The organism is Variovorax ureilyticus (assembly GCF_037889935.1).
GTDB lineage: Bacteria > Pseudomonadota > Gammaproteobacteria > Burkholderiales > Burkholderiaceae_C > Variovorax > Variovorax ureilyticus.
Genome location: NZ_JBBKZU010000007.1, coordinates 62,391 through 89,323, shown reverse-complemented (window position 1 = coordinate 89,323; position 26,933 = coordinate 62,391). Strand labels below are relative to the sequence as shown.

Below are 26,933 nucleotides of genomic sequence, written 5' to 3'. Positions count from 1 at the left end.
TTAGATGCATTTCACACATTCCATTTTGTGTGATTTGGGCAAATTGTCCCCGATCACCCAAAATCCTCCAACACAAATCCCGAAATCACTCATGTGAAGGTTTGGCCCTCAGTCTTCTTGCCTGAAAAGCCCCGGGGTACGGGTTGAAGAAATAGAAATACCTTGAAAGCCTCTAATACCTTTAGGGCGAAGAATATTCAATAAAATCAATAACTTACGGCGATTTCGCGAGAAACAACAGGAAGCTGTCGAGCTTCGGCAGGATTCGGACACGGTGGGTTCGGGACCGGATCCGAGGCCTTGCAGGAGCCCAGCCGTGTGGGTTCGGGGGGCCCGAAGCGTCGCGAAAAGGCCTCAAAACGTCGCCTCGCACCGCATTTGAGGCGTCTGAAGTGAGCTCCAACGGGAGCGAACGGTCGCCAGCCGCCGCAAATTGGTGCAAAGCAACATGAGCTTTCACAGGATTTGGACGCCCCCAACCCGGCGCCACGCAGGAGGACCCCCCGGTTCAGGCCAAGCGCTTCCGCCTCTCCACACATGAAAATGCGCTTTCACCTGACGCCGAAGGCGGTTACAGTCCCCCGGCCTTCCTCTTCCGACATGCCCCTTTCCTACTCAACCGCCGACAACGATCCGCGCCACGAAGTGGCCACCGTGGGTGTCGACGATTACCAGCCGCTGAAGAAGCCGGTCAACGCGCTGGCGGTCGTCGCGCAGAGCGAGCGCATCACCGTGCTCGCGCGCAAGACCTACAACGTGCTGCTGAGCCTGGCCCAGGACGAATTGCGCAAGGGTGCGGAGGTGGAGGTCCATCGCGCCCCGCTGGAAGAGGTGGTCCATCTGCTGCGCTACGACTCGAACGACATCGCGGTGGTCAAGAAACACCTGCGTTCGATGGTCAAGACCACCGTCGAGTGGCAGTCGCCGACGACGGGGGAGGGCAGCCGCTGGACGGTCTGCGGCCTTCTGTCGCAGTGCGAGCTGGAGAAAGTCCGCAACCAGGTCTGGGTGTCATGGGCCTTCGCGCCGGCGCTGCGCCACGAGCTGCTGAATCCGCGCGTCTTCGCGCGCATGAACCTCGCCATGGTCTCGCAGCTCACGACGCATGCGGCGGTCTTTCTCTACGAGCTGGCCTGCCGCTACCAGAACGTCGCCAAGAGCCCGCGTCAGGCCTGGCGCTGGTGGCATGACCCGATGACGGGGCGGGTGCCTGATCCGGAGCGCCTGGAGAAGCTGGACTACTCCTTCTTCAAGCGCGACGTGCTCAAGCCCGCGATCGCGCAGGTCAATGCCAACACCGACTTCGTGATCGAGCTGGTCGAGCACAAGAGCGGGCGCTTCATCAACGAGATCCAGTTCAACATCAAGGTCAAGGACCAGCGCCAGCTCGGGCTGCAGCAGGCGCCCGAAAAGGCCGACCTCGAATCGATGCGGCAGGCGAGGGAAATGGGGATCACCGATGCGCGCGTCGAGAAGATCGTCGACACCTACGGTTCGGAAGCGCTCGCCAGTGCGCTGCCTGAACTGCGCCGGCGGGTCGAGAGCACCTTCCCCGCGCCGGTGCGCGATCCCGAGCGCTATCTGATGTCACTCATGCCGGGCCATGCGCAGCGCGCGACGGCCAACGCGGTGGCGAGGGAAGCCCGCAAGGACCCCGACAGCCCCGAGTCGCTCGAGATCCAGGGCCGCCGCCGCCAGGCCTATGAGACCGCATGGAAGGAGCGCCGGCTCGCCAGCATCGAGGCGGACTTCCGCGCGCGACAACCCGACAGCCAGCAGCAGACCATCCGCGATCTGCTCGCGGCCATGGAAGCGCAGGACCTGCATCCGCAGATCATCAAGCGCTTCAAGAAGGCCGGCTGGTCCCATCCGCTGGTGAAAGGGCGCTTTCTCGCGATGTATGCCGAGGCCACCATCGGCGCGGGATGGAACGTCCCCACCGACGAGGACCTGCTCGCGGTCGCCGCGCACCTGGGCGACGCCGGCGTGGTCTGAGCGCCTCAGCCGGCCTGCTTCCTGGCGTGGTGCGTCGCTAGGTGGACCCGGTCGGCCAGCGTCGAGAACACCAGGGCGAAGGCGATGCCGACCAGCGCGCCGAGCGCCGTGTCGAGGACCCGCGCGATCGGCATCGCAGCCGCGGCGGCAGGCGATGCGAGGGACGTCATCAGCAGGGCCATCGGCGTCACGAACACCAGCCCGAAGGCGTAGTTGAAGCCGATCACTACCTCGGTCGCGAACTGCAGCACGACCACTGCGAGAAGTACCAGCCAGAATGACGGATGGTTCGCCAGGATCAGCCCCGCGATGCCGCCGCCGATCACCGTGCCGGACATGCGCTGCACCGCCCGGTGCATCGTGATGTGCAGGTGGCCACCTTGCAGCACCGCCGTCGCGCCGATGGCCGCCCAGGCGGGAAAGGGCAGGGCGGCGGCGTGCGCCAGCATCGATGCGATGGCGGCGCAGAAGGCCACGCGGCCCGCCGCGGCGAGCCAGTGACCCGCCGGCCGCACGCTACCGGGCGCCGGGACCGGCGGCGCCGTCTCGGAACGCAAGCCGTCCGTGAGCCGGCACACGACCCAGGCGACCATCGATCCGGCCGCCGTGAGGGCAAGCCGCGCGGCCGCCGCGTGCCATGAATCCACCGGCCCGAGCGCCGCGGAGGCCGCGAAGACGAAGATGACCGCGCCCGGTCCGCCGATCCGCCACTGCGTGACCGCCACGGTCAATGCGCCGGCCAGCAGCGCGAGGCACAGCAGCATCATTTCCGGCGATGCGCCCGCGCGCGAGGCGAGCGTCGGCAGGCCGACCGAGACCAGCAGCAGCGCGCCTGCCGTCGCGACGATGCGCATGCGCGGGCCGGGCTGCGCGAAGCGGCCGAACAGCGCTGCCAGCACGCCCAGCGCGGGAAAGCCCTCCAGATGCGCCCATGGCGAGAAATGCGCGAGCGACACCGCGATCAACGCCGCCAGCGAGGCCTGCATGCCCGCCACCGCCGCATTGCGCAGCGGCGGAGACGATGTGACCGAGAAGCTTTCGCGGATGCGTGCCGGTGACAGGAGAAGGCGGGCGGATTCGCCGTGCCCGACGCGGCGCGGATTCCGGGAATCAGGCAGTGATGCGGTCATGGTGCGTGCGCGCGTTCAGTTCGATGCCGCGATGCGCGATTCGATCTTCTCGAATGCACGCAGCAGAACGCGGGCCTCTTCGTCGTCGATGTCGGCGAGCAGTTCGTCCTCGATCGCCCCGAGTCGCTTGCGGATCGAGCTGACTGCGCGGCGTCCGGCTGGCGTGAGATGGAGCAGCTTCACGCGGCGGTCGGAGGCGTGCGGCCGGCGCTCGACGAGTTCCTGGCCCACCAGGATGTCGAGCAGCCTGACCAGGCTGGAGCCGTCGAGCCCGGCCGCAGCGGCGAGCTGGCTTTGCGAGATGCCGTCGCCCATTTCGTGCAGATGGACCAGCGCCGACCAGGTGGCGTCGCTCAGGCCCGCCGAAGACAGTCGAGCATCCAGCGCCTGCCGCCAGCGGCGGGCGAGCCCGACGAGGCGGATGCCGATGCGTCGATGGTGTTCAGGGGATGGGGTTGCCATGCATGTGATTATATACAAATCATTTGAATTCAAATGATTTGCAGTCAACTTGACTGCTGTGACTGCTGTGACTGCTGTGACTGCTGTGACTGCTGTGACTGCTGCGACCGCAAGCGGAGTTGGTGCATGAATGGCCCGGATTCGCGCGCCGCTCGAGACCGACCGTGCCTGTCTCGGGACAACCCTCGATTGCCGAGTTCGCCGGGCTTGCTTACGCTACGTCTTACCGTTGGTTTCAGACAGCTTGCAATGGCCCTCAGGCGGTTCGTGGTGGTCTTCGTTTCGCGTCGCAACACCTTGCGCAGCATGCTCGCCCAAGCCTGTCTTTCCCATCTCGGAAGCGAGCGCTTCGCAGCGTACTCGTGCGGGCATCCCGCGCATCTGCGCGACACCATCGATCCCGCAGCCATCAGCGCCCTCGCGAGCGCACGCATGCCGGTGCCGACCCAGTTGCCCCGCAGCTGGAGCGAGTTGACGCGCAGCGGTTCGCCGCAGGCCAACTTCGTCATCACGCTCGACGCCGAGATGCTGTCGCTGCAGCCGCGGTGGCCGGGGCAGCCCGATGCGGCGCTCTGGGACTTTCCGGACGTTGCCGCCATGAGCCATCCCGAGGAGTCCGCCCGCGCCGCGCTCTTGATGCTCTACGCATTGCGCCGGCGCCTGGAACTGATGGTCAGCCTGCCGCTGCACGGCCCGGACCGGGATGCGATCCGGTCGGATGTGCGCGATCTCGCGTACATGCAGTAGGGGCGCTGTCAAGCTCTTCCCGAGGGTTGCCGCACTAATCGCGCGCTTGACGGACCTCGGGCGGGGCTGGCAATGTTGCATTGCAACATGAACGATGAAAGCGTCACCGCCCAGCTCCGCGACCGCCTCGAAGATCTCGCGGCGGAAATCGGGGTCGCGCGCAAGCGCCTGGACCTGGGCCACCTTGCGGCACTGTGCTTCTGCGAGGTTCGCCCATGGGCCCGCCGCGCCGGCGAAGGCACGCTGGCGGATCTTTCCTGGCGCCTTTCCATCCAGCCCTTGCCGCTGGACCGGACCACGTTCCTCGCTCAGATCGACCGGCTGATCGAGGAGCTCGAGCAGGCCTGTTCGCGCGCGGGCGTGGAGAGCGCCGCCGACACGCTCCGGCAAGCGCGCGCCGAGTAGGGCACGAGCCCGCCCGCGGTCGCCTCCGCGAAGTAGTCGCGCGAGACGTCCGCGCATGAGCTTCACTTCCTTCTTCGACTACACGGTCAACGGCCTGATCATCGGCAACATCTATGCGCTGCTGGCGGTCGGTCTGGCGCTGATCTTCGGCGTCTCGCACCTGATCAACTTCGCGCACGGATCGGTGTACACGGTGGGCGCGTACATCGGGTGGGCAGCCATCACCTGGCTGCGCACGCCGCTGCCGGTGACGATCCTCCTGGTCGTCGCCGGTGCCGGCCTGCTCGGCATGCTGATCGAGCGCGTGGGCCTCAGGCCGCTGCAGGGCGCGGCGCGCATCGCGCCGCTGCTGGCAACCATCGGCATCAGCTTCGTGCTCGACATCCTGGTGCAGCTGGCCTTCAGTCCCGATCCGCGCGCATTGCCGACGCAGCTTCCGGACTGGCGCCTGCAAATCGGCAGCGGCACCATCGGCGCGCTCGACCTGCTGATCGCGGGCATCGGCCTTGCCAGTGCCGCGCTGCTGTTCGGCTTCCTGCGCTTCACGCGGCTCGGCTGGGCGGTGCGCGCGACCGCGCAGGACCGCGATGCCGCGCTGCAGATGGGCGTCGACGTGAATCGCGTCAACCAGACGGTGTTCGCGATCGCCTCGGCGCTCGGCGGGCTCGCCGGCCTGCTGGTCGTATTTCATGCTGCTGGCGCGCGATCCGGACATCCTCGGCGCACGCACGCGCACCGACAAGGACATCTTCTACAACCCCGAGCACGGGCTGCCGCGCGCGGAGCGCGAGCTCGCGGCCGCCGCCACGTCGCGCTACAACGGCTGCATCTACTGCGCGTCGGTCCACGCGCGATTCGCCTCGCACTTCTCGCACCGGACCGCGGAAGTGCAACGGCTGCTCGACGAAGGCGTGGGCACGCACATCGACGAGCGGTGGGATGCCATCGTCGCCGCGTCCGTGGCCCTGTCGGCCACGCCGCCAGCCTTCGGCCCCGAGCATGTCGAGCGCCTGCGCGCGGCCGGGCTGGACGACCTCGCCATCTCCGACGTGATCCACGGCGCGGCGTTCTTCAACTGGACGAACCGGCTGATGCTTTCGCTGGGCGAGCCGGGATCGAAGGCGTGAAGACCGAGACCCGCGGGGTGGTCGCGTGGCGGGGGAGAGGCGCCATGAGCGTCACGATCGTCATGTGAGCTGGGTCACGCTCGCGCGGAATGCGCGGGGGGAGCATCCGCAGGTACGGCTGAAAACCCTGCTGAAGTGGGCGGGGTCCTCGAAGCCGAGCAGTTCGCCGATCGCCGCCACGCTCGCGGTGGTGTAGGCGAGCTGTCGGCGGGCCTCGCGCATCCGACGCGAATCCACCAGGCGCGAAATTGGCGAGCCCGTTGCATTGCGCGCCACGCGGCTCAGATGCGTTGGCGTGACACCCAGGGCCTTCGCGTAGTCACCCACTCGCCAGGGGGAGGCGAACTTCCTTTCGAGCAGAGCCTCGAAGCGGCCGAGAACCCGGGAACTCGCGGAATCGCCAGCCGGCGTCGAAGCCTCGGCCAAAGCCCGTCCGGCCAGCCCCAGCACTGCCGAGCCCAAGCCGAGCAGTACGAGCGAACGGCCGGGTATGTCGTGCTCCCCGTAGGCTGCCCAAAGCGACGAGAACAAGGAAATCAACTGCGTTGCGACATCCGGCCTCACGGGGATCGCGATGGCGTTCGCCAGCGCCTGGCGCAGCGTCGGCTCGTTGGCCAGTTGCTGCGCCAGCAGTTCATCGGGCAGGCTCAGGACCCAGCCTTGGGTGCCCGGCGAGAAGGAGAAGGCATGCACGTCGCCCACGGGGATGTTGACCAGCGTGTGCCGGCCCATCGCCGTTTCACCGGATTCGAGCCACGCCCTGCCGCGGCCTGTCCGCAAGAGGAGCAATTGATGCAGGCGCGAATGCCGGTGCGATGCCAGTTCCCAACTATGGAGCATGGATCGCGCGGCGATCGTCTCGCAATGCAGCACATCGGGAAAGTGGCTCGATTCGCCGAAGAGGCTGTATGAGCGGATGGAGGCCGCCTGTGAACCGGGTGCGCGCATGATGTTCGAATCGTACAAGTAGTGGCTCGATCCAGCCATTCCTTGCAAAGCCCGTCGGCCCTAACGTAGCGACCGTGCTGCCGATCCCGGCGCATTCAACCGCATGTAGGAGACATCACATGAAGACTCAGGTTTGCATCATTGGCGGCGGTCCCTCCGGTCTGCTGCTCTCCCAGTTGCTGGATCTCAAGGGCATCTCGAACATCGTGCTGGAGAAGCACAGTCGCGAGTACGTGCTCGCCCGGATCCGGGCGGGCGTCCTCGAACATGGATTCGCCGAGTTGATGCGGGAGGCCCGGTGCGGTGAGCGCATGGATCGCGAGGGGGAAATCCACCACGGCTTTCACATTGCGCACGACGGCCGGCTGGATCGGATCGACCTGCACAAGTATTCCGGCGGGCACTCGGTGATGGTCTACGGCCAGACCGAGTTGACGCGCGACCTGTACGAGGCGCGAGATCGCGCGAAAGGCCAGGTGGTGCATGACGCGCAGGACGTGAAGCCGAACGATCTCGACACCGATGCGCCCTGGGTCAGCTATCGCAAGGGCGATGAGCTCCTGCGCGTGGATTGCGACTTCGTGATCGGCGCCGACGGCTACCACGGCGTCAGCCGCAAGTCGATTCCCGCCGATGTGCTTCGCGAGTACGAGAAGGTGTATCCCTTCGGCTGGCTGGGCGTCCTCTCGCGTACCAAGCCGGTTTCGCCGGAACTGATCTACGCCAAGCATGAGCGCGGCTTCGCCCTGTGCTCGATGCGCTCCCAGGTGCTCAGCCGCTATTACATCCAGGTGCCGCTCACGGATGCGGTCGAGGATTGGTCGGACGACCTTTTCTGGGCCGAACTCAAGCGCCGGCTGCCGGCCGAGGTGGCCGGGCACCTCATCACCGGGCCCTCGATCGAGAAGTCGATCGCACCGTTGCGTTCCTTCGTCGCGGAACCGATGCGCTGGGGACGCCTCTTCCTGGCCGGCGATGCGGCGCACATCGTGCCGCCCACGGGCGCTCGCGGCCTGAACACGGCCGCGTCCGACATCTACTACCTCTACCACGCCATGGTGGACCACTATCTCCAGGGCAACTCCGCCGGACTGGACAACTATTCGGCCAAGGCGCTCGCCCGCGTGTGGAAGGCGCAGCGGTTTTCCTGGTGGATGACCACGATGCTCCATACCTTTCCGCAGAACAGCGGCTACGACAACGAGCTGCAGCAGACCGAACTGGATTACCTGCTGTCCTCCGATCGGGCCAAGGGAGTGCTCGCCGAGAACTATGTCGGTTTGCCGTTCTGACGGGCCAGGTACACCCCGAGGGGCGAAGCGGCGTCAGTCCTGGCGCCCCTGCGTCAGCTGCCGGACGATGACATCCCGGCCGAACCGCTCCGTCGGGGCTTCGGGGTCGATCCAGTCCGGCAGCTCCAGAAGCAGGTAGGCGGCGAGGCCCTCGAGCCGTGGCTCGTAGGTTCCTCGCAATTGCCAGATGGCGCTCGATGCGAGGGAGTCGTCATGCCATCCGGGCAGGATGCGCCGGATCGTGGGCGTGAGCAGTTCCAGCGAAGCGAGGTCGAGCCCGCGTGCCGACACCTCCCGCAGCGGCGCCACGCGCAGCGACTCGCTGGCTTCGTCCAGAACGCGCCTCAAGGCCGTGAATGTGGCGGTGGCCTGCTGGCGCCGCGCGTCGTCGGCCCCGGCGATCAGCAGCGTGCAGACATCCATCACCACGGCCAGCGATCCCAGCCACGAATGGCCCTCGTGCTGCGACCGGTAGAACGCCAGCATCGGATAGACGGCATTGCTTTCGATCAGGTCGCTGGCCCAGATCTCCCAATCCCTCAGCCAGCGTTCCAGTTCTTCGGGACCGCCATGGACGTGCCAGAGGAGCAGTGAGGCGGCGGTGGGTGGCGAGCCGGCCCGTGCGGAAAACTCGATGAGCTGGAGGTCGCGGCGGGTGAAGTGCTGATAGAGCACCGGCAGATAGCCGATGGTCAGTGCGATGAAGGCGAAGCCGGTGCCGGCTTCGAGGATCACCAGCAGTCGTGCCGCCCAGTGGCCTGGCACGTTGTCGCCGTAGCCGAGGGTGAAGAAAGCGTCGCCGCTGATGATGATGTCGCCGACCAGCGCTTCGATCCCGGTGGCGCGGCCGGACACGAGCCCGTGCAAGGCCCATTGCATCAGCCCGAATCCGATGATCAGCGATGCGGCCCACAGGCCGAACAGCATCACCATCGAGAGCGGCCCGTAGACCCCGAGGAAATCCTCGCGCCGCCGGCCGGCAGGCCAGAGGCGGGCGCAGCGGGTCCAGACGTCCCAGGTGCACTTGAAGAAGTAGCGATTCAGGCGCACCCGCCGGCGCACCGGACGGGGCAGCAGAACGACCTCGAAGGCATCGAGCAGGGTCACCAGCACCATGATGGCGCCGAGCAGGAAGGCAGGCAGGGACATGGGTGGATCATCCTGCCCGAGCGGGCCGGGGATTCATCGAGCACATCGGGAGCGGCTCACAACGCGTGGGTGACCAATCTGAACTCGGGGTCGTCGGGGAAAGGCTTGATCGTGAATCCCAGACGACGCACGAGCTTGAGCATTTCGGCGTTCTCCGAGAGGACGAGGCCCTGGATCTCCGCCAATCCCTTGTCCCGCGCCACCTCGATGATGCTTTCGAGCAGACGTGAACCGAGGCCTTGGCCCTTGTAGTCGTCCGCCACCACCAGCGAGAACTCGCAGGTCGAACGGTCGGGGTTGGTGAAGTATCGGGAAACGGCAACGATCCGCTCCCTGTCGGCGGAGGCGCCCTCCGATGACGCAATGCGTTCCCGCACCACTGCGACCAGCGCCATCTCCCGGTCGTAGTCGATGAGGGTGAAGCGCGAGAGCATTACAGGCGGAAGCTCCTGGAAACGGGAGACGAAGCGGAACCAGCGGCTCTCCGGCGACAGTTGCTGCACCATGGCCTGAAGCATCTGGGCATCGTCCGGATGCACGGGCCGCACCGTGCAGTTCGTTCCGTTGCGCAGCGGCCATTCCCGGCGGTAGCGCGACGGGTAGGGCAGGATCGCCAGGTGCTGGTAGTCGGTTCCTGCCCCGCCGATGGGCGAGCGCGTGCGGCCGATCACGATCCGGGCATCCACCGCGACGCAGCCCGACTCGTCGGCGATGATGGGGTTGATGTCCATCTCGCGCAGTTCCGGCAGTTCGCAGACCATTTCGGACACGCGCAGCAGCACCTGTTCGAGGGCTTCCAGGTCGGCCGCATCGGCGCCTCGCCATTCGCCCAGCGTCTCGGCCACCCGGGAGCGCTCGATCAGGCTGCGTGCCAGGAACTGGTTCAGGGGCGGCAGCTCCATGGCCCGGTCGTCCACCAGCTCGATCATGGTGCCGCCCGCGCCGAACACGATGACGGGGCCGAAGGGATCGTCCGTCACCACGCCGACATGAACCTCGCGGCCGCGCCGGGCGCGCACCATGGGTTGAACCGTCACACCGTTGATGCGCGCATGAGGGTCCAGCTGCGACACCCGTTCCACGATGCTCAGATAGGTGTCGCGCGCACCCGCCGCATTCATGACGTTGAGTGCCACGCCGTCGACATCCGACTTGTGGGCGATGTCGGGCGAATCGATCTTGAGGGCGACGGGGAACCCCAACTGGGTCGCGATCATCATCGCCTCGTTGGCGCTGCGCGCGAGCAGCGTGCGGGTGATCGGAATGTGAAACGACGACAGCAGCGCCTTGGACTCCATCTCGGTCAGGACCTGGCGGCGTTCCGACAGCACGCTCTCGATCAACAGCCGCGCGCCTTCGACGTCGGGCTTGGCCAGGGGCGACAGCGGCGGCGGCGTCTGCTGCAGCAGCTGCTGGTTGCGGTAGAAGGTCGCGATGTTGCCGAATGCGCCGACCGCTGCCTCGGGCGTGCGGAAGCTCGGGATGCCGGCCTGTGCCAGCAGCGTCCTGCCGGCCGACACGGATGCGTCGCCCATCCAGCAGGCCAGCAGAGGCTTGCTGATGGGCTGGGGGATCGCGGCCACCGCCTGTGCAATGGCCACGGGTTCGCACCCGGTTTTCGGCGAGAAGATGACCAGAACGCCGGCAATCTCCGGGTCTTCCAGGGTGGCATCGATGGCCGCGCGGAAATGCGCCGGCTGCGCCTCTTCGGAGAGATCGATCACGTCGGCGAGGGAAGCATTCGCAGGCACCCTGGACTGAAGCCGCAGCCGCGAAGCGGCCGACAGCTTGCCCAGCTGCAGGCCGATTTCATTGACCCAATCCGCCGCGAGCACGCCCGGACCGCCGCCGTTGGAGACGATCGCCAGGCGCCGGCCGACCGGGCGGTAACGGGATGCGAGGCACTTGGCCGCCGAGAAGAGTTCGACGAAGGACCGCACCCGGACCGCGCCGGCCCGCCGGAGCGCGGCATCGAACACTTCGTCGCTGCCCACGATCGACGCGCTGTGCGTGTGCGCTGCCTCGTTGCCGGCAGGCTTGCGGCCAGCCTTCAGCACGATCACCGGCTTGGCGTGGGAAGCCGAGCGAAGTGCGCTCATGAACTGGCGCGCATTCGAAATGCCTTCGAGGTGAACGATGATGCTCTGGCTGGCGCCATCGTCCGCGAAGAAATCGAGCACCTGGGCGATGTCGACGCAGGTGTGCGGGCCGAGCGAAACCACGCTGGAGAAACCGACCTCGTTCTGCCGCGCCCAGTCGAGCATCGAGGCGGTCAGGGCGCCGGACTGGGCGGCCAGCGCCAGCGGTCCCGGCTTGGCCAGGGGGCCGGCGACGCTGGCGTCGAGCTGCAGTGATGGCCGCTGGAATCCCGCCGAATTGGGCCCGAGCAGCTGGATGCCGTCGCGCCGCGCGATCCGGCGCAGCGAGGCGGCCTGGTCCGCACCGACGCCGGAAGAAACCACCAGTGCGGCGCGGCAGCGAATGCGGCCGGCGACTTCGAGGGCGGCCTCGATCTCCGCGGCAGGCAGCGCGATGATCGCGAGATCGGCCCGGGTCTGTGCGAGATCGGCCAGCGTGCCGGATGTCTCGATGTCGAGGAAATGCAGCGTGCCGGCAAACCGGGTGGCGGTCAGAGCCTCACGCAGCGCCTGGGACGCGCTGCCCGGCGCGGCTTTCCCGGCGGGGCTTGCGAAAACCACGATGGATCGCGGCGCGAGCAACGGTGCGAGGTAGTGCTTGTCCATGGGATCTAGTCTGCACCCATCGGCGTCGAGTATCTGGATGTCACACGCCGGCGGTTTGATTTGGCGCAAGCCAGTCTGATTGCGTCCGGCCTACATTGGAGGATCCACGACTTGCCCTGGAGGGCACCCTGAAGTTGCCAGTCCCCGTCGGCACGGCAATTCGAATGGTGCGCTGAAATGAAGACGCTCATGTTCATTGCCGCAACCTTCCTCGCGACCCTGATCCTGGTGGCCGCCGGATGGGGGGAGGCGGGTCAGGAGCCTCGGGTCGGATGGTTCGGGGTATCCCAGCAGTAGCGGGTCCCGGACTCAAGGGCGCTTCAGTGACAGCGCCAGGTAGCTTTCATCGGTGTCCAGGCTGCAATCCAGCAGGCTGGGCGCCACGTCGCGCTCCAGGGCGTCGAACATGGTGTCGACGAAATCCATGAGGTGATCCGATGCGGCGATGGCGTCATCGACCTTGCCATCCGCCACGGCGTCGATGACCGCGATGTGTCCTTGCACCGTGTCGTGCAGGTCGGTGTGGCCGGCCGTCTGCCTGTGATAGATCCAGCCGATGCGTCGGAAGATCGTGTGCAGCGGACGCAGCGTGCCCTCGACGAAGGGCTCCTGCGCCGCCGCCAGGAACAGTTGGTCGATGTGCCGGTCGATCACGTTGAACTGTTCCACCGTCATGCTGGCGCCGTGCTCGATCAGCTGGCGCTTGATGTGCTGCATGCGGTTGCGCTCCGAGGCGCCGGAGCGTTCGGTGGCCAACCGGATCACGAAGCGCTCCATGTCGCGGCGCAGCCGCAGCAAGAGGCGGTCGCGGGTGAGATCGATCGGCGTGATGCGCAGGCCATGGCGAGGCGTGATCTGCACCAGCGTGTCGGCGGCCAGCCGGCTCACGGCCTGGTGCACGGGCGTGCGGCCGTAGCCGACCATGGTCTGCAATTCGTGCATGGCCAGGAAGCGGCCGGGCGCGAGCTGGCAGGTCACCAGCAGTTCCTCGATGCGCTCATAGGCCAACTGGGAGAGATTCGCGTCGCCGCGGCGCGGTGAGGCCGGCGCGCCTGCATCGATGGAGACGAGCTTCGGCCGGGAGGGGGAGGAGCGGCTTGCCATGGGTTCCTTCAGGGTGCGGTGCGTCGCTGATATACCAACCAGTTCGGCCCGTATTGTCCACCTTTCATTGGAAGAGATGACGCATGTGGGGCGAGATGATCTCTAGGGTATCCACTTATGAATATCGTGAAATATCACGATATTCTTTCGCCACGTTCAGCGCTGGACCGTGAAGGCGGCGTCTGAAACCAGCCCTCCAACAACCAGAGACATCCGCCGATGAAGGTCACCCGCCTCACCACCTACAGGCTTGCGCCGCGGTGGATGTTCCTGAAGATCGATACGGACGAGGGCGTCTCGGGTTGGGGCGAGCCAGTCATCGAAGGGCGGGCGCGCAGCGTGGAAGCCGCAGTGCATGAACTGTCCGCTTGCATCGTTGGGCAAGACCCGGCCCGCATCAACGACCTGTGGCAGACGATGTACCGCGGCGGCTTCTATCGTGGCGGCCCGATCCTCATGAGTGCCATCGCCGGCATCGACCAGGCTCTGTGGGACATCAAGGGAAAGGTGCTCGGTGTGCCGGTCTACCAGCTGCTGGGCGGCTTGGTGCGCGACCGCATGAAGATGTACAGCTGGGTCGGCGGCGATCGCCCGACGGACGTGGTCGCCGGCATCCGAAAGCTGCAGGAGGCGGGCTTCGACACCTTCAAGCTCAACGGCTGCGAGAAGATGGGCCTCGTCGACAGCAGCAAGACGGTGGACGCCGCAGTCAAGGTGGTTGCGGGGATCCGCGAGACCTTCGGCAGCAGCATCGAGTTCGGACTCGACTTCCACGGCCGCGTCGCGGCGCCGATGGCTTCGGTGCTCATCAAGGAGCTGGAGCCGTTTCGTCCGCTCTTCATCGAGGAGCCCGTGCTGGCGGAGCAGGCCGAGCACTATCCGCGTCTTGCCGCGAAGACGTCCATCCCCCTGGCGGCGGGCGAGCGCATGTTCTCGCGTTTCGAATTCAAGCGCGTGTTCGCGGCGGGCGGTATCTCCATCGCGCAGCCCGACCTGTCGCATGCGGGGGGCATCACCGAGTGCCACAAGATCGCCTCGATGGCCGAGGCGCATGACATCGGCTTCGCGCCGCACTGTCCGCTCGGTCCTCTCGCGCTCGCCTCCAGCCTGCATGTCGACTTCGTCTCGCGCAATGCCGTGCTGCAGGAACAAAGCATGGGCATTCACTACAACGAGGGCGCCGAACTCCTCGACTACGTGCTCAACAAGGAAGACTTCCAGTTCCATGACGGCCACATGCTGCCGCCGGCGAAGCCGGGCCTGGGCGTCGTGGTGAACGAGGAACTCGTCGTCGAGCGCAGCAAGACCGCGCCCGACTGGCACAACCCGATCTGGCGCCACCCGGACGGCGCCATTGCCGAATGGTGAGCAGGGACCGCCGCGCAACACTGACGGAGACAACGACCATGAGCATTCCCATCCAGGCCGGCATCCCGGCCGAAGACTTGCTCGGCGAAGGGCATACGCATCCTCCCGCGAAGAACCAGCATGCCATCGTGCAGCGGGTCGACAAGGGCCTGGAGGCCTTCGTCGGGATGGCGGTTCTCAGCGAGCTGATCATCCTGTTCGCGAACGTACTCACGCGATCCTTCTTCGACTTCACCATTCTCTGGGCCAGCGAGTTCGGTCATCTGGTGCTGGGCGTCGTCGCCTTCATCGGCGGAGCGCTCGCCTACAACCGCAACGAGCACATCGCGGTGCACGCGGTGATCGAGCGGCTGCCCAAGGCATGGCGTCCCACACTCGATTCCTTCATCGACTGGATGGTGGCCATCGGGTCGCTCTACATCGCGTATGTGTCGGTCGAGGTCGTGCGCTCCCGCTCCGAAGAACTCTCGACGGTGATGGAAATCTCGATGCGCTGGTTCGTGCTGCCGCTGACCGCCGGAATGGTGCTGATGGCGTTCTTCGCGCTCTACCGACTCTCGCAACGGGCCAGGGCATCGGTGATCGCCGCGGGCATCGTGTTTGCCGTGGGCCTCGGTGCGCTGATCGGCATGAACGCCATCTGGGGGCCGTTCGAGGAATCGTCCTTCGTCACCTGGCTCACGATCGCCTTCTTTGCGATCTTCATGGCGCTCGGGCTGCCGGTGGGTTTCGTGCTTGCCACGGTCGCGACCATGTTCACCTTCTTCTCGGGTGGCGAATCGATGATCGCGATCCCCTCGACGATGCAGGCGGGCGTCTCGAACTTCGTGCTGCTGGCCATCCCGTTCTTCATGATGGCGGGCTACGTGATGACCGAGGGTGGGCTGAGCAGCCGGCTGTCGGACTTCGTCGTCTCGGTGGTCGGCCGTGTGCGTGGAGGACTGTTCCAGGTCATCGTGGTCAGCATGTACATCTTCTCCGGCATCTCCGGCTCGAAGGCGGCTGACGTGGCCGCCGTGGGCACCTCGCTCAAGAAGATGATCCGCGACAACGGGTACGACGAGCCGGAGTTCGCGGCCATCCTGTCCGCCGGCGCGGTGATGGGCGAGACCATCCCGCCGAGTCTGCCGATGCTGGTGCTCGGCTCGATCACCACCATCTCGATGGGCGCGCTCTTCATGGCGGGACTGCTGCCGGCGCTGGTGCTGGCGTTGTGCCTGATGGGTGCGATCTACGTGAAGGCGCGCATCGGCAACAAGTACCCCGGCATCAGGACACCGATGGCCGTCGTGCGCAGGAACACCCTGCTGGCCGCCCCGGCCCTGCTGGTGCCGGTGCTGCTGGTGGTGGGCATCGTCACGGGCCTGGCGACGCCCACCGAGATCTCGTCGGTGGCGGTGATCTACGGGCTGGTGCTGTCGGTCGTGCTGTACCGCGAGCTGACGGTGCGCAAGTTCTGGAGCACGGTGTCCGACACCGCCGTGAAGGGCGGGATGATCCTGTTCATCACCAGCACCGCGAGTTCCTTCGCCTACACGCTGACGGCCGCGGGCATCCCGGCCGAGATCGCGGACCTCATGATCAAGATGGCCGGGCATACGAGCTGGCTCTTCATGCTGGCCAGCCTGCTGATCCTGGTCGTGATGGGTGCGCTGCTCGAAGGACTGCCGGCGCTGCTCGTCTTCGCGCCGATCCTGATGCCGCTGGCGCCCAAGTTCGGCGTCTCGCCGGTCCAATATGGAATCGTGCTGCTGATCGCCATGGGCATCGGCTGCTTCGCGCCACTGATCGGCGTGGGCATGTACATCTCCTGCTCGGTCACGGGCACCAAGGTCGAGGCGGCCTCGCGTGCGATGGTGCCCTACGCGATCCTGCTGTTCATCGGCCTGCTGCTGGTGGCCTTCGTGCCCTGGTTCAGCCTCGTCCTGCCACGTCTGTTCGGCATGGCCTGAGCGGCCGTCCCCTACCTCTCCCTCGTCCACAAGGAACCTCCATGAAAAAGCTGACCTCCGCCCTCGTCTCGGTGGCCGTTGCCGCGCTCCTGTCCGGGAGCGCCGTCGCCGCGGACCAGAAATTCACCTTCAAGCTCAGCCACCAGATGGCGCCGGACCACACGCTCCAGCTGGTCGCGCTCAAGTTCGCCGAACTGGTGAAGGAGAAGACGGGCGGCAACGTGACCGTGAAGGTGTTCCCGTCCGGCGCGCTTGGCGCCGAGAAGGACAACGCGGCGGGCCTGAAGTCGGGCCTGCTGGACATCGGCATCGTGGCGGTCGAGCAATACCCGTCCTTCGTGCCCGAGTCGGCCGTGCTGGTCCTGCCGTACCTCTACACCGACTACGAACATGTCGATCGCGTGCTCAACAGCGACGTCGCCAAGGACGTGGCCACCATGATCCGCGAGAAGACCAACATCCGCGTGCTGACCTTCCTGCCGCTCGCCTTCCGCCAGATGTTCACTGTCGACAAGGAGATCAAGTCGGCCGCCGATCTCAAGGGTTTGAAGATGCGGGTGCCGGAGTCCCCGATCTACGTCGCCGCGTTCAAGCAGTTCGGCGCGGTGCCCACGCCGCTCGCATGGGGCGAGGTCTATGCGGCCTTGCAGACCGGCGTCGCCAAGGGCGTGGAGAACACGCCCGAGGCGATCCAGACCGCCTCGCTGCAGGAAGTCACCAAGTACATGAACGTGACCAACCACCTCGAGGGCCCGACCACGCTGTCGATGTCCGACCAGGCCTTCAAGAAGCTGCCGCCCGAGTACCAGAACGCGCTGGTGGCCGCCGCGGCCGAAGCCGAGAAGTACGACCTGCAGCTCACCATCGCACGCGACAAGGAAGCGCGCGAGAAGCTCAAGAGCAAGCTGACCGTCGTGCAGCCCGACATCGCCTCGTTCAAGAACGCCATCAAATACGACCAGATCGACCTGGTCAGCAGCGACAAGGGCAAGGACCTGGTCAAGCGCGTGCTGGCCATCAAGTGAAGATCAGGAAGAACATGGAAGCCCTGGTCATCCACGCTCCCGGCGACCTGCGCGTCGAGAGCTATCCCACGGCCGAAGTCGGCGCCGGCCAGATGCGCGTGCGCGTGCGCTGCGGCGGCATCTGCGGCTCGGACCTGCACTACTACCAGCACGGCGGGTTCGGCACCGTCCGGATCAACGAACCGATGGTGCTGGGCCACGAGGTGGCCGGGGTGATCGACGAGGTCGGCCCCGGCGTCACGGCATACAAGCCCGGAGACCGCGTGGCCATCAGCCCGAGCCGGCCCTGCGGCCTGTGCCGCTTCTGCCAGGAAGGCCTGCAAAACCACTGCCTGGAGATGCGCTACTACGGCAGCGCGATGCGCAACCCGCATGTGCAGGGCGCGTTCCGCCAGGAAATCGTGATCGAGGAATACCAGGCGCATCGTCTCGCGGATTCCCTCAGCGATGCCGAGGGTGCGATGGCCGAGCCGCTCTCCGTCGCGCTGCATGGCGTGCGAAGGGCAGGGGACCTGCTGGGCAAGAAGGTGCTGGTGACCGGTTGCGGGCCGATCGGCGCGCTGGCCATCATCGCCGCGCGCCGTGCGGGTGCCGCGCACATCGTCGCCACCGATGTCAGCGCGCATCCCTTGGGCAAGGCGCTCAAGGTGGGCGCCGACGAGATCGTCAACGTGGCCGAGGAGCCGAGCGGCCTCGCGCGCTTCGCGAGCGACAAGGGCCAGTTCGACGTGCTGCTGGAAGCCAGCGGCAATGCGGCCGCGCTGCGCAGCGCATTCGATGTGCTGCGCCCGCGCGGCATCGTCGTGCAGCTTGGCCTGAGTGGTGGCGAGATGACGCTGCCGATCAACACCATCGTCGCCAAGGAGTTCGACCTGCGCGGCGTGTTCCGCTTTCACCAGGAATTCGCCGTGGCAGTCGAGCTGCTCAACAAGGGCCTGGTGGACGTCAAGCCGCTGATCTCGGCCACGCTTTCCTACCGCGACCCGGCCCGCGCCTTCGCGCTGGCGGCGGATCGCTCGCAGGCCATGAAGGTTCTGCTGAACTTCGATTGAAGGCATCACGACATGGCCACTCTCATCACCGACGTCAAGGTCATCCTCACCGCGCCCGAGGGCATCAACCTCGTGGTCGTCAAGGTGGAGACCAACCAGCCCGGCCTGCATGGCCTGGGCTGCGCCACCTTTGCCTACCGCCACCTCGTCGTGCAGTGCCTCGTCGAGGAATACCTCAAGCCCCTCCTGGTCGGCCGCGATGTCGGCGCCATCGAGGAGCTGTGGCAACTGATGCACCAGAACGCCTACTGGCGCCATGGACCGATCGAGAACAGCGCGATCTCCGGCGTCGACATGGCGCTGTGGGACATCAAGGGCAAGATGGCCGGCATGCCGCTCTACCAGCTTTTTGGCGGCAAGGTGCGCGAAGGCGTACCGGTGTACCGCCACGCCGACGGGCGCGACCTGGCGGAGCTCTGCGACAACATCCAGAAGTACCAGGCCCAGGGCATCACGCACATCCGCTGCCAGAGCGGCGGCTATGGCGGCGGTGGCTACGGCGCTGCGCCGAAGACCGCACCGCACGGCGCGCCCGACGGTATCTATCTCGACAGCCGTGCCTACATGCGCAACACGCTCGAGCTCTTCGAAGGCATCCGCGCCAAGGTGGGCTTCGGCGTCCAGCTGTGCCATGACGTGCACGAGCGGCTGAGCCCTGTCGATGCGATCCGCTTCGCCTGCGAGATGGAGAAATTCGATCTGTTCTTCCTCGAGGACGCGATTCCGCTGGAGGAGGGCAAGTGGCTGCGCCAGTTGCGCGAGAAGACGCGCATTCCGCTGGCGCAAGGCGAACTGTTCACCAACCCCTACGAGTGGAAGACGCTCATCGCCGAACAGCTCATCGACTTCATCCGTGTGCATCTGAGCCAGATCGGCGGCATCACGCCGGGGCGCAAGCTGCAACTGTTCGCAGAGCAGTACGGCGTGCGCACGGCATGGCACGGGCCGGGCGACATGTCGCCGCTGGGCCATGCGGCCAACATCCACGTCGACCTCGCTGCGCGCAATTTCGGGGTGCAGGAATGGTCCGGCATCGAGCCGCCGAACTTCGTGATCCAGGAACTGAAGGGGCCGCGCGGCGCGCTGCTCGACGTGTTCCCGGGCTTGCCGGAGTTCCGCGAAGGCTACGTGTATGCAAATGACAAGCCCGGCCTCGGCGTCGACATCGACGAGGCCGAGGCGCGCAAGTACCCCTGCGAGAAGACCGTGACCACCTGGACGCAGACGCGCCTGGTGGACGGATCGCTGCAAACCCCCTGAACGGAACGACGACATGTCCACATCGCTCTTCAGTCTCGCGGGCAAGACCGCACTTGTCACCGGCTCGTCGCGCGGGCTCGGCTTTTCCATCGCCGAGGGCATGGCCGCGGCCGGCGCGCGGCTGCTGCTCAACGGCGTCGACGAATCGCGCCTGCAGGCAGCAGCCGGCACGCTGCGCGAGCGCGGCTACCAGGCCGAGGCTCATGCCTTCGACGTGTGCGACGAGGCGGCCGTCGTCTCTGCCTTCGAACGCTTCGACGCCCAGGGCATCGAGGTCGACATCCTGGTCAACAACGCGGGGATCCAGTACCGCAAGCCCATGGTCGAACTCGCCACCGAGGACTGGCGGCGCGTGATCGAGACCAACCTGACCAGCGCCTTCGTGGTCGGCCGCGAAGCGGCCAGACGCATGATCCCGCGCAGGCGCGGCAAGGTCATCAACATCGGTTCGCTCACGAGCGAACTGGCGCGTGCGACCGTCGCGCCCTACACCGTGGCCAAGGGCGGCATCCGCATGCTGACGCGTGCGATGACGGCCGAATGGGCCGTGCACAACATCCAGGCCAACGCCATCGGCCCCGGCTACATGCTGACCGACATGAACCAGGCGCTGATCGACAACCCGAGCTTCGATGCCTGGGTCAAGGGCCGTACCCCGGCTGGGCGCTGGGGCAAGCCCGACGAGCTCATCGGCACGGCCATCTTCCTCGCATCGGATGCGTCCAACTACGTGAGCGGCCAGATCATCTATGTCGATGGCGGCATGGCGTCGGTGCTCTGACATTCCCACCACCAGGAGACAAGACATGAAGAACTTCCGCACTCTCGGCATGGCCGCGGCATCGATCGCGGCGGCGCTGCTCACGCCTTTCGCATCCCATGCGGCCGATTATCCGACGCATCCCATCGAAATCGTCGTGCCGTCCTCCCCCGGCGGCGGAACCGACATGATGGCGCGCGTGTTCGCGGACAGCGCCAAGAAGTACGTTCCGCAGCCGTTCATCGTGACCAACAAGGCGGGCGCCGGCGGCGGCATCGGCATGACGGAGGCGCAGCGTGCGGCGCCGGACGGTTACAAGATCGGGGTGCTCATCTCCGAGCTTGCGATCATTCCCTACCTGAACATGACCAAGGTGACGACGGCCGACTTCATCCCGATCGCGCGTCTCAATGGCGACCCGGGCTTGATCGCGGTGCGTGCCGACTCGCCTTACCAGACCATCGACGACCTGTTGGCCGCCGCGCGCAAGCAGGAAGGCGCCGTGTCGATGGGCAATGCGGGCAGCGGCACGATATGGCATCTCGCCGCGGCCGCGGTCGAGCAGAAGACGGGCGTCAAGTTCAATCACGTCCCGTTCCAGGGCGCGGCACCGAGCGTGCTGGCGCTTGTCGGTGGCCATGTGGATGCGATCACGGTCAGCCCGGCGGAGATCGGTCCTCACGTTGCCGGCGGCAAGGTGCGCGTGCTGGTCGCCATGGCCGACAAGCGGCTGCCGCCGCCCTACGACAAGGTCGTGACTTTCAAGGAGAAGGGCACCGATCTCGTGATCGGCACCTGGCGCGGCCTGGGTGTGCCGCTCAACACGCCGCCCGAAATCGTGAAGTACCTGCGCGACGCCGCACGCAAGACGGCCCAGGACCCGGCGTTCAACGATGCACTGGTGAAGGCCAACCTGCAGCCGGCCTACATGGAGGGCGACCAGTTCCAGGTCTTCATGAATGGTCAGGCTGCGTACTTCAAGGCGCTGCTGGCGAGTGTCGAACTCAAGAAGTAAGTAGCCCGCGCCCGGCCGCTCCCCCTGCAAGCAGTTCTTGCGCAGCATGTTGGCCGCCGCTACGATCACCCCGCCCGCTCTCGGTCATACCAAGGAACAGGAGCGCCACGATGAAGTTTCGCGTCACCCGCCGTTCGGCAGCCTGGCGAACGATCGGGGCTGCAATCGCAGTCGCAGGGGGCAGCGCCAGCCTTCCTGCGCTCGCGCAGACGGGGGCCACGCCATCGTTCAAGGAAGTCGATTCCATGGAGGCCCGCGTCCAGGGCTGCGTGACCTGCCACGGCCAAAGCGGCCAGGGCACCGAGAACGGCTACTTCCCCCGCATTGCCGGCAAGCCCGCGGGCTATCTGTACAACCAGCTCGTGGCCTTTCGTGACGGTACGCGGCATTACGCGCCGATGAACTACCTCGTCGCGTATCTGCCGGATGCCTACCTGAAGGAGATCGCCCAGCACTTCGCGAGCCAGCGGCCGCCGTTCGCGCCGGCCGAAGCGATGAAGGCCGATCAGGACACGTTGCGCCGGGGCGCGACCCTCGTGGCGGCCGGGGACGCCGGCAAGGGCATCCCCGCATGTGTCGCCTGCCACGGCGTCGGGCTCACGGGGATGGAGCCGGGAATCCCCGGCCTCGTCGGACTGCGGCCGAACTATGTGGTCGCGCAGCTCACGCGCTGGCGCGTCGGCGAGCGCCATGCGGCCGAGCCCGACTGCATGAAGCGCGTGGCGACGCGCCTCTCGGATTCGGACATGAACGCCGTCGCCGCGTGGCTGTCCCAGCAGGGCGCACCCAAGGATCCATCGCCGGAACCTGCCAACCTCGTGCGCATGCCGCTGGCCTGCGGCAGCCAGCAGGGACGGTCATGAAGCTGGTATTCAGGATCCTCCTCGCGCTCGTCGTGCTGGCGCTCGCGGGCGCCGCGGTCCTGTGGTGGCTGCGCCCGGCCGCGTTGCCCGAGCCCGGCCGGACCAGCACGGCCCCCAAGGATGCGACCAGCGAGATCATCGCCCGCGGCGAATACCTGGCGCGCGCCGGCGACTGCGTGGCCTGCCACACCGAGGCCACCGGCAAGCCGTTCGCGGGCGGCCGCGCCATGCCCACGCCATTCGGCGCACTGTTCGTGCCCAACATCACCCCCGACGACGAGACCGGCATCGGTCGATGGACCCCGGACGACTTCTACCGGATGATGCATACGGGCGTCTCCAAGGACGGCACGCTGCTCTATCCCGCGATGCCTTTCGCCTCCTACACCAAGGTCACCCGTGCGGACAGCGACGCCATCTTTGCGTACCTGATGTCGGTGTCGCCGGTGCGCCAGCAGAACCGGCCGCACGAGCTCAAGTTCCCGTTCAACAACCGCGACCTGCTGATCGGATGGCGGACGCTCTACTTCAAGGAAGGCGAATTCGTTCCGGACCCGAAGCAGAACGCCGAATGGAACCGCGGCGCGTACCTGGTGCAAGGGCTCGGCCACTGCGCGATGTGCCACACCGCGATCAATGCGCTGGGCGGATCGAGCGAGTCGAAGGCCTTCGAAGGCGGCATGATCCCCAACCAGAACTGGTACGCGCCGTCGCTCACCTCCAACCGCGAAGCGGGGCTGGGCAACTGGGAGATCCAGGAAATCGCGGACCTGCTGCAGGTCGGCGTTTCGCACCGTGGCACCACCTACGGCCCGATGGCGGAAGTGGTCTACAACAGCCTGCAGTACCTCAGCGACGAGGACGTCCGTGCAATGGCGGTCTACCTCAAGGCCTTGCCGCAGCGCGACTCCGAGCCGCCGCCGACGAGCCAGGCCCGGCTCGTGAGCCCGGGGGTGATGGAGACGGGGCGCAAGATCTACGGCACGCAGTGTGCGGTGTGCCATGGCGAAGAGGGCAAGGGGCATCCGCCGTCCTTTCCGCCACTGGCGGGCAACCAGTCGATCACGATGGCCTCGCCGGTCAATTCGATCCGCATGGTGCTCAACGGCGGCTACGCGCCCGGAACGCGAAAGAACCCGCGTCCGCACGGCATGCCGCCCTTCAGCCACATCCTCGACGACGAGGAAGTGGCGGCCGTCGTGACCTACATCCGCGTGGCATGGGAGAACAGCGGCACGCCGGTCGACACATCCCAGATCAGCGAACTGCGCAAGTTGCTGCCCGAGTGAGGAAACCATCCATGTCAAGCATCGACGAGCAAGAAGAAGACCGCCGCGTCGACGACATCGTGCGCCGGGGGCCGATGGGCGCTTTCGCGGTCGCGGGCATCGCCACCGCCATCGTCGTGGCGATCTACTTCATCTTCTATTTCGCGGTGTACCTGCCGCGCGGTGCGGTGCAATGAGCGCAACGACGGACCGCTCCAAGCAAGCTCGCGCCCCCTCGGGGGGCAGCGAGGACACGAAGTGCCGAGCGTGGGGGCACCCATGAGCGCAACCTTGCCTTCGCACGAGTCCGAGGCGATTGCCGTCGCCGCCGAGCGACGCTGGACCTGGATCGTCGGGGCCATCATCGCGGTGCTGATGCTCATGATGATCGTCACCGGCCTGCACTGGGCCTCGATGCCGCCGTCGCGCGTGGAGACGGTGGACGTGAAGACGCTTCATCTGCGCGGCGAGTTCGTCGAGCGCAATCTCGGCACAGCGGTCGAAGCGGACGGCCGGGTGGTGGTCCGCCTCGTCGCGCAGCAGTATTCGTTCGAGCCGCAGTGCATCGTGGTCCCGGCCGACACGCCCGTGACCTTTCGCGCGACGGCGACCGACGCCATTCACGGATTCATCATCGGCCGCACCAACGCCAACACGATGGTCGTGCCGGGCTTCGTGGCGACCTTCACCACATCGTTCGGTCGCACCGGCGAGCAACTGATGCCATGCCACGAGTACTGCGGCACCGGGCACGAGGCGATGTGGGCCCGCGTGCAGGTGCTGCCGCAGGGCGAATTCATGGCCAAGGCGCGGCCGGGTGAAAGGCTCAGTTGTGTTGCACGCTAGAAAACTCGTTCTGGCCCACTTCTGGGTGGCCTTCGTCGCCTTTCTGGGGGCGCTGGTGCTGGGTGCGTGGCAGATGTACGTCCGCAGTCCCTTGTCGACGTGGATCAACAACCCCGAGCACTACTACCGTTCGGTCACGGGCCACGGCACCGTCATGGCCTACGTGCTGCCCACGCTGGTCGCGATGGGTTTCGGCTATGCCATCTCCGAGCTCGCGCTGAAGAAGCCGCTGATCGGCATGCGCTGGGCGTGGGCCGGCTTCTGGCTCGTCGTGGTCGGCACCGCGGTGGCGGCCGTGACGATGGCACTGGGCAAGGCGTCGGTGCTCTACACCTTTTACCCCCCGATGCTCGCGAGCCCGTTCTACTACCTGGGCGTGGTGCTGGTGGTCGTGGGCTCGTGGATCTGGGTCGCGCTCATGTCCATCAACCTGCGCGCATGGAAGAAGGAGCACCCCGGCGAGCCCGTTCCGCTGGCGATGTTCGGCAACGTGGCCGGTGCCTACCTGTGGGCGTGGACCTCGCTCGGCGCGGCGATCGAGGTCCTCGTGCTGATCCTGCCGGCGTCGCTGGGGCTCACGGACACGATCAACGCCGGCCTTGCGCGCGTCTTCTTCTCGTGGACGCTGCATGCCATCGTGTACTTCTGGCTGATGCCGTCGTACATCGCGTTCTACACGATCGTGCCGCGGGCCATCGGCGGGCGGCTGTACAGCGACACGATGGGGCGGGTGGCGTTCGTGCTGTTCCTCGTGTTCTCGATGCCGATCGGCATCCACCATCTGTTCGCGGACCCGCAGGTGGGCGCGGGATTCAAGTTCGTGCACGCAGTGATGACCGCGATGGTGTCGGTGCCCACGCTGCTCACGGTGTTCACCATCGTGGCCTCGGTCGAGATCGCGGGCCGGCTGCGCGGCGGCCAGGGAACCTTCGGCTGGCTCAAGGCGCTGCCGTGGGACAACCCGATGATGCTTGCGGTGACCTTCTCCTTCATCATGCTCGGCTTCGGCGGCGCCGGCGGCATCATCAACATGAGCTACCAGCTCAACGAGACGGTCCACAACACGCAGTGGGTGACGGGGCACTTCCACCTGATCTTCGCCGGCGCGATCGTGCTGATGTATTTCATGATCGCCTACGAGCTGTGGCCGCAGCTCACCGGATGCGCGCCGCTGTCGGGCGGGCTCGTCAAGACCCAGATCTGGCTGTGGTTCGTCGGGATGATGGTGCTGTCGATGCCGTGGCATCTGGTCGGCTTGCTCGGCATGCCGCGCCGCATGGCCTACTACGACTACACGCATCCCGAGCTGCAGCCGCAGGCCTGGACCGTCACCGTCTCGGCGATCGGCGGGTTCATCCTGCTCGCGTCCGGCATCCTGCTCGTGTACACGCTCGCCACTGCGCGCAAGAAGGAAGGCACCACCCTGGCGCCCTTCACCTTCAGCCGCACCGCGCACCCGGTGGCGCACACGCCGGTCGCGCTGAACGGCTTCGGCCTCTGGGTCGCGATGATGATCGGCCTCACGATCGTCAACTATGGCTATCCGATCGTGCAGCTGGCTTCGCTGAAGGAAGCCTCGGTGCCGGTCATACCGATCGGGAGCCGGTGATGAAAGTACACGGCATGCCCGGCTGGAGCAATCCATGGTTCCGCAAGAGCGTCATCTGGCTGATCGTGCTGACCGTGGGCGCATTTCTCGTGGGCTTCGTGCTGCTGCCTTCGGTGCACGGCGACTTCAGCGCGAAGGGGCTGTGGGCGAGCATCTGCCGGGCGGCAGGGGTGCCCAGCGACTGGTCGTTCGGCGCCAAACCGCGCGAGGCGCCGACCGCCACGGACGTGGTGCTCGACCGCGCGATGGGCAAGGAGGGCTCGCGGCAGGCGATCGGCCGCGGTGCCACGCTGGCGCTGAACTGCACCATGTGCCACGGCGCGCAGGGGATGAGCACCTCCGATGCGCCCAACCTGGCCGGCCAGTACCCGGAGGTGATCATCAAGCAGCTGATGGACTATCGCGGCGGCAAGCGCAGCAGTCCCATCATGGTGGCGCTCGCGGCGAACCTGTCGGACGCGGACATCGCCGACCTCGCGGCCTACTACGCCTCCCTGCCGAAGGCGCGAACCGCGCCGACGACCTACGACGAGGCGCTGCCGGCGCTGGTGCGGGTCGGCGCGCCGCTGCGCAACATCGCGCCCTGCGTCTCGTGTCATGGCGGCATCGACCAGAAGTTCGGCGCCCCGTGGCTGGAAGGCATGCCCAAGGGCTATCTCGCGCTGCAGCTCAAGGCCTTCCGGTCGGGCGAGCGCGGCAACGATTCCGAGGCGCAGATGCGCAACGTGGCCCGCACGATGACCGATCAGGAGATCGAGGAAGTGTCGGTGTTCTACGCGCGCAAGGCCGGCACGCCGTCGGAGTGACCGAAC

The 26,933-nt window shown here is 66.4% G+C and carries 22 protein-coding genes and 3 pseudogenes; 19 read left to right on the top strand and 6 right to left on the bottom strand.

Going from position 1 to position 26,933, the window contains the following annotated elements; all coding sequences use genetic code 11:
• Positions 1-600 precede the first annotated feature (600 nt).
• Positions 601-1,995 (top strand): replication initiation protein, encoded by a 1,395-nt coding sequence (locus WKW77_RS17250; RefSeq protein WP_340358086.1) that lies wholly within the window; start codon positions 601-603, stop codon positions 1,993-1,995.
• A 5-nt stretch (positions 1,996-2,000) separates the two neighbouring features.
• Here the strand turns inward: WKW77_RS17250 and WKW77_RS17245 are convergent, their stop codons facing one another.
• Positions 2,001-3,125, bottom strand: coding sequence for an FUSC family protein (locus tag WKW77_RS17245; protein ID WP_340358085.1), 1,125 nt, complete (start codon positions 3,123-3,125; stop codon positions 2,001-2,003).
• A gap of 15 nt (positions 3,126-3,140) precedes the next feature.
• Positions 3,141-3,587: a MarR family winged helix-turn-helix transcriptional regulator gene (locus tag WKW77_RS17240; RefSeq protein WP_340358084.1), complete on the bottom strand. Its 447-nt coding sequence runs from the start codon at positions 3,585-3,587 to the stop codon at positions 3,141-3,143.
• A gap of 249 nt (positions 3,588-3,836) precedes the next feature.
• On the opposite strand from WKW77_RS17240, the gene WKW77_RS17235 reads away from it, so the two are divergent.
• The 4 genes and pseudogenes from WKW77_RS17235 to WKW77_RS17220 all read left to right on the top strand — a co-directional run.
• Complete coding sequence (locus WKW77_RS17235; protein WP_340358083.1) at positions 3,837-4,334, top strand: arsenate-mycothiol transferase ArsC; 498 nt, start codon at positions 3,837-3,839, stop codon at positions 4,332-4,334.
• Between the two features lie 87 nt (positions 4,335-4,421).
• Complete coding sequence (locus WKW77_RS17230; RefSeq protein ID WP_340358082.1) at positions 4,422-4,739, top strand: hypothetical protein; 318 nt, start codon at positions 4,422-4,424, stop codon at positions 4,737-4,739.
• Positions 4,740-4,794: 55 nt separating this feature from the next.
• A pseudogene (locus tag WKW77_RS17225) lies at positions 4,795-5,421 on the top strand (branched-chain amino acid ABC transporter permease); the annotation flags it as partial.
• 1 nt (position 5,422) lies between these two features.
• Positions 5,423-5,866, top strand: a pseudogene (locus tag WKW77_RS17220) (peroxidase-related enzyme); the annotation flags it as partial.
• Positions 5,867-5,926: 60 nt separating this feature from the next.
• On the opposite strand, the gene WKW77_RS17215 reads toward WKW77_RS17220, so the two are convergent.
• The gene (locus WKW77_RS17215; protein WP_340358081.1) at positions 5,927-6,832 is read right to left on the bottom strand and encodes a helix-turn-helix domain-containing protein; all 906 of its coding nucleotides are present in this window, start codon (positions 6,830-6,832) and stop codon (positions 5,927-5,929) included.
• A 101-nt stretch (positions 6,833-6,933) separates the two neighbouring features.
• Here WKW77_RS17215 and pobA point away from each other — a divergent pair, with 101 nt between their 5' ends.
• A complete protein-coding gene (gene pobA, locus WKW77_RS17210) occupies positions 6,934-8,106 on the top strand; it encodes a 4-hydroxybenzoate 3-monooxygenase (RefSeq protein ID WP_340358080.1) in 1,173 nt (390 codons plus the stop codon).
• Between the two features lie 33 nt (positions 8,107-8,139).
• On the opposite strand, the gene WKW77_RS17205 is transcribed toward pobA, so the two are convergent.
• The 3 genes from WKW77_RS17205 to WKW77_RS17195 form a co-directional block, all read right to left on the bottom strand.
• Positions 8,140-9,255 carry an ion channel gene (locus tag WKW77_RS17205; protein WP_340358079.1) on the bottom strand — a complete coding sequence of 372 codons (1,116 nt, stop codon included), beginning with the start codon at positions 9,253-9,255 and terminating at the stop codon, positions 8,140-8,142.
• Between the two features lie 56 nt (positions 9,256-9,311).
• Positions 9,312-11,999: a bifunctional acetate--CoA ligase family protein/GNAT family N-acetyltransferase gene (locus WKW77_RS17200; protein ID WP_340358078.1), complete on the bottom strand. Its 2,688-nt coding sequence runs from the start codon at positions 11,997-11,999 to the stop codon at positions 9,312-9,314.
• Between the two features lie 309 nt (positions 12,000-12,308).
• Complete coding sequence (locus WKW77_RS17195; RefSeq protein WP_340358077.1) at positions 12,309-13,103, bottom strand: GntR family transcriptional regulator; 795 nt, start codon at positions 13,101-13,103, stop codon at positions 12,309-12,311.
• A gap of 213 nt (positions 13,104-13,316) precedes the next feature.
• On the opposite strand from WKW77_RS17195, the pseudogene dgoD reads away from it, so the two are divergent.
• The 13 genes and pseudogenes from dgoD to WKW77_RS17130 all read left to right on the top strand — a co-directional run.
• Positions 13,317-14,471: pseudogene (gene dgoD / locus WKW77_RS17190) on the top strand (galactonate dehydratase); the annotation flags it as partial.
• Between the two features lie 38 nt (positions 14,472-14,509).
• Positions 14,510-16,423 carry a TRAP transporter large permease gene (locus tag WKW77_RS17185; RefSeq protein ID WP_340358076.1) on the top strand — a complete coding sequence of 638 codons (1,914 nt, stop codon included), beginning with the start codon at positions 14,510-14,512 and terminating at the stop codon, positions 16,421-16,423.
• Positions 16,424-16,464: 41 nt separating this feature from the next.
• On the top strand, positions 16,465-17,448 hold the full coding sequence (locus tag WKW77_RS17180; protein ID WP_340358075.1) for a TRAP transporter substrate-binding protein: 984 nt from the start codon (positions 16,465-16,467) through the stop codon (positions 17,446-17,448).
• 14 nt (positions 17,449-17,462) lie between these two features.
• Positions 17,463-18,500 (top strand): L-idonate 5-dehydrogenase, encoded by a 1,038-nt coding sequence (locus WKW77_RS17175; protein ID WP_340358074.1) that lies wholly within the window; start codon positions 17,463-17,465, stop codon positions 18,498-18,500.
• Positions 18,501-18,512: 12 nt separating this feature from the next.
• On the top strand, positions 18,513-19,760 hold the full coding sequence (locus WKW77_RS17170; protein WP_340358073.1) for an enolase C-terminal domain-like protein: 1,248 nt from the start codon (positions 18,513-18,515) through the stop codon (positions 19,758-19,760).
• Positions 19,761-19,773: 13 nt separating this feature from the next.
• Entirely contained in the window at positions 19,774-20,541 is a 768-nt protein-coding gene (locus WKW77_RS17165; protein WP_340358072.1) for an SDR family oxidoreductase, read from the top strand.
• Between the two features lie 25 nt (positions 20,542-20,566).
• Entirely contained in the window at positions 20,567-21,535 is a 969-nt protein-coding gene (locus WKW77_RS17160; protein WP_340358071.1) for a tripartite tricarboxylate transporter substrate binding protein, read from the top strand.
• Between the two features lie 110 nt (positions 21,536-21,645).
• Positions 21,646-22,398 (top strand): c-type cytochrome, encoded by a 753-nt coding sequence (locus tag WKW77_RS17155; RefSeq protein ID WP_340358070.1) that lies wholly within the window; start codon positions 21,646-21,648, stop codon positions 22,396-22,398.
• Positions 22,395-23,687 (top strand): c-type cytochrome, encoded by a 1,293-nt coding sequence (locus WKW77_RS17150; protein ID WP_340358069.1) that lies wholly within the window; start codon positions 22,395-22,397, stop codon positions 23,685-23,687. Before WKW77_RS17155 ends, WKW77_RS17150 begins: the two co-directional genes overlap by 4 nt.
• Positions 23,688-23,698: 11 nt before the next feature.
• The gene (locus WKW77_RS17145) at positions 23,699-23,863 is read left to right on the top strand and encodes a hypothetical protein (protein WP_093165602.1); all 165 of its coding nucleotides are present in this window, start codon (positions 23,699-23,701) and stop codon (positions 23,861-23,863) included.
• Positions 23,864-23,945: 82 nt separating this feature from the next.
• Complete coding sequence (locus tag WKW77_RS17140) at positions 23,946-24,512, top strand: cupredoxin domain-containing protein (protein WP_340358068.1); 567 nt, start codon at positions 23,946-23,948, stop codon at positions 24,510-24,512.
• Positions 24,499-26,121, top strand: coding sequence for a cbb3-type cytochrome c oxidase subunit I (locus WKW77_RS17135; protein WP_340358367.1), 1,623 nt, complete (start codon positions 24,499-24,501; stop codon positions 26,119-26,121). Before WKW77_RS17140 ends, WKW77_RS17135 begins: the two co-directional genes overlap by 14 nt.
• Positions 26,121-26,927, top strand: a complete 807-nt coding sequence (locus WKW77_RS17130) for a c-type cytochrome (RefSeq protein ID WP_340358067.1) — start codon at positions 26,121-26,123, stop codon at positions 26,925-26,927. Before WKW77_RS17135 ends, WKW77_RS17130 begins: the two co-directional genes overlap by 1 nt.
• The last annotated feature ends 6 nt before the right edge of the window (positions 26,928-26,933 follow it).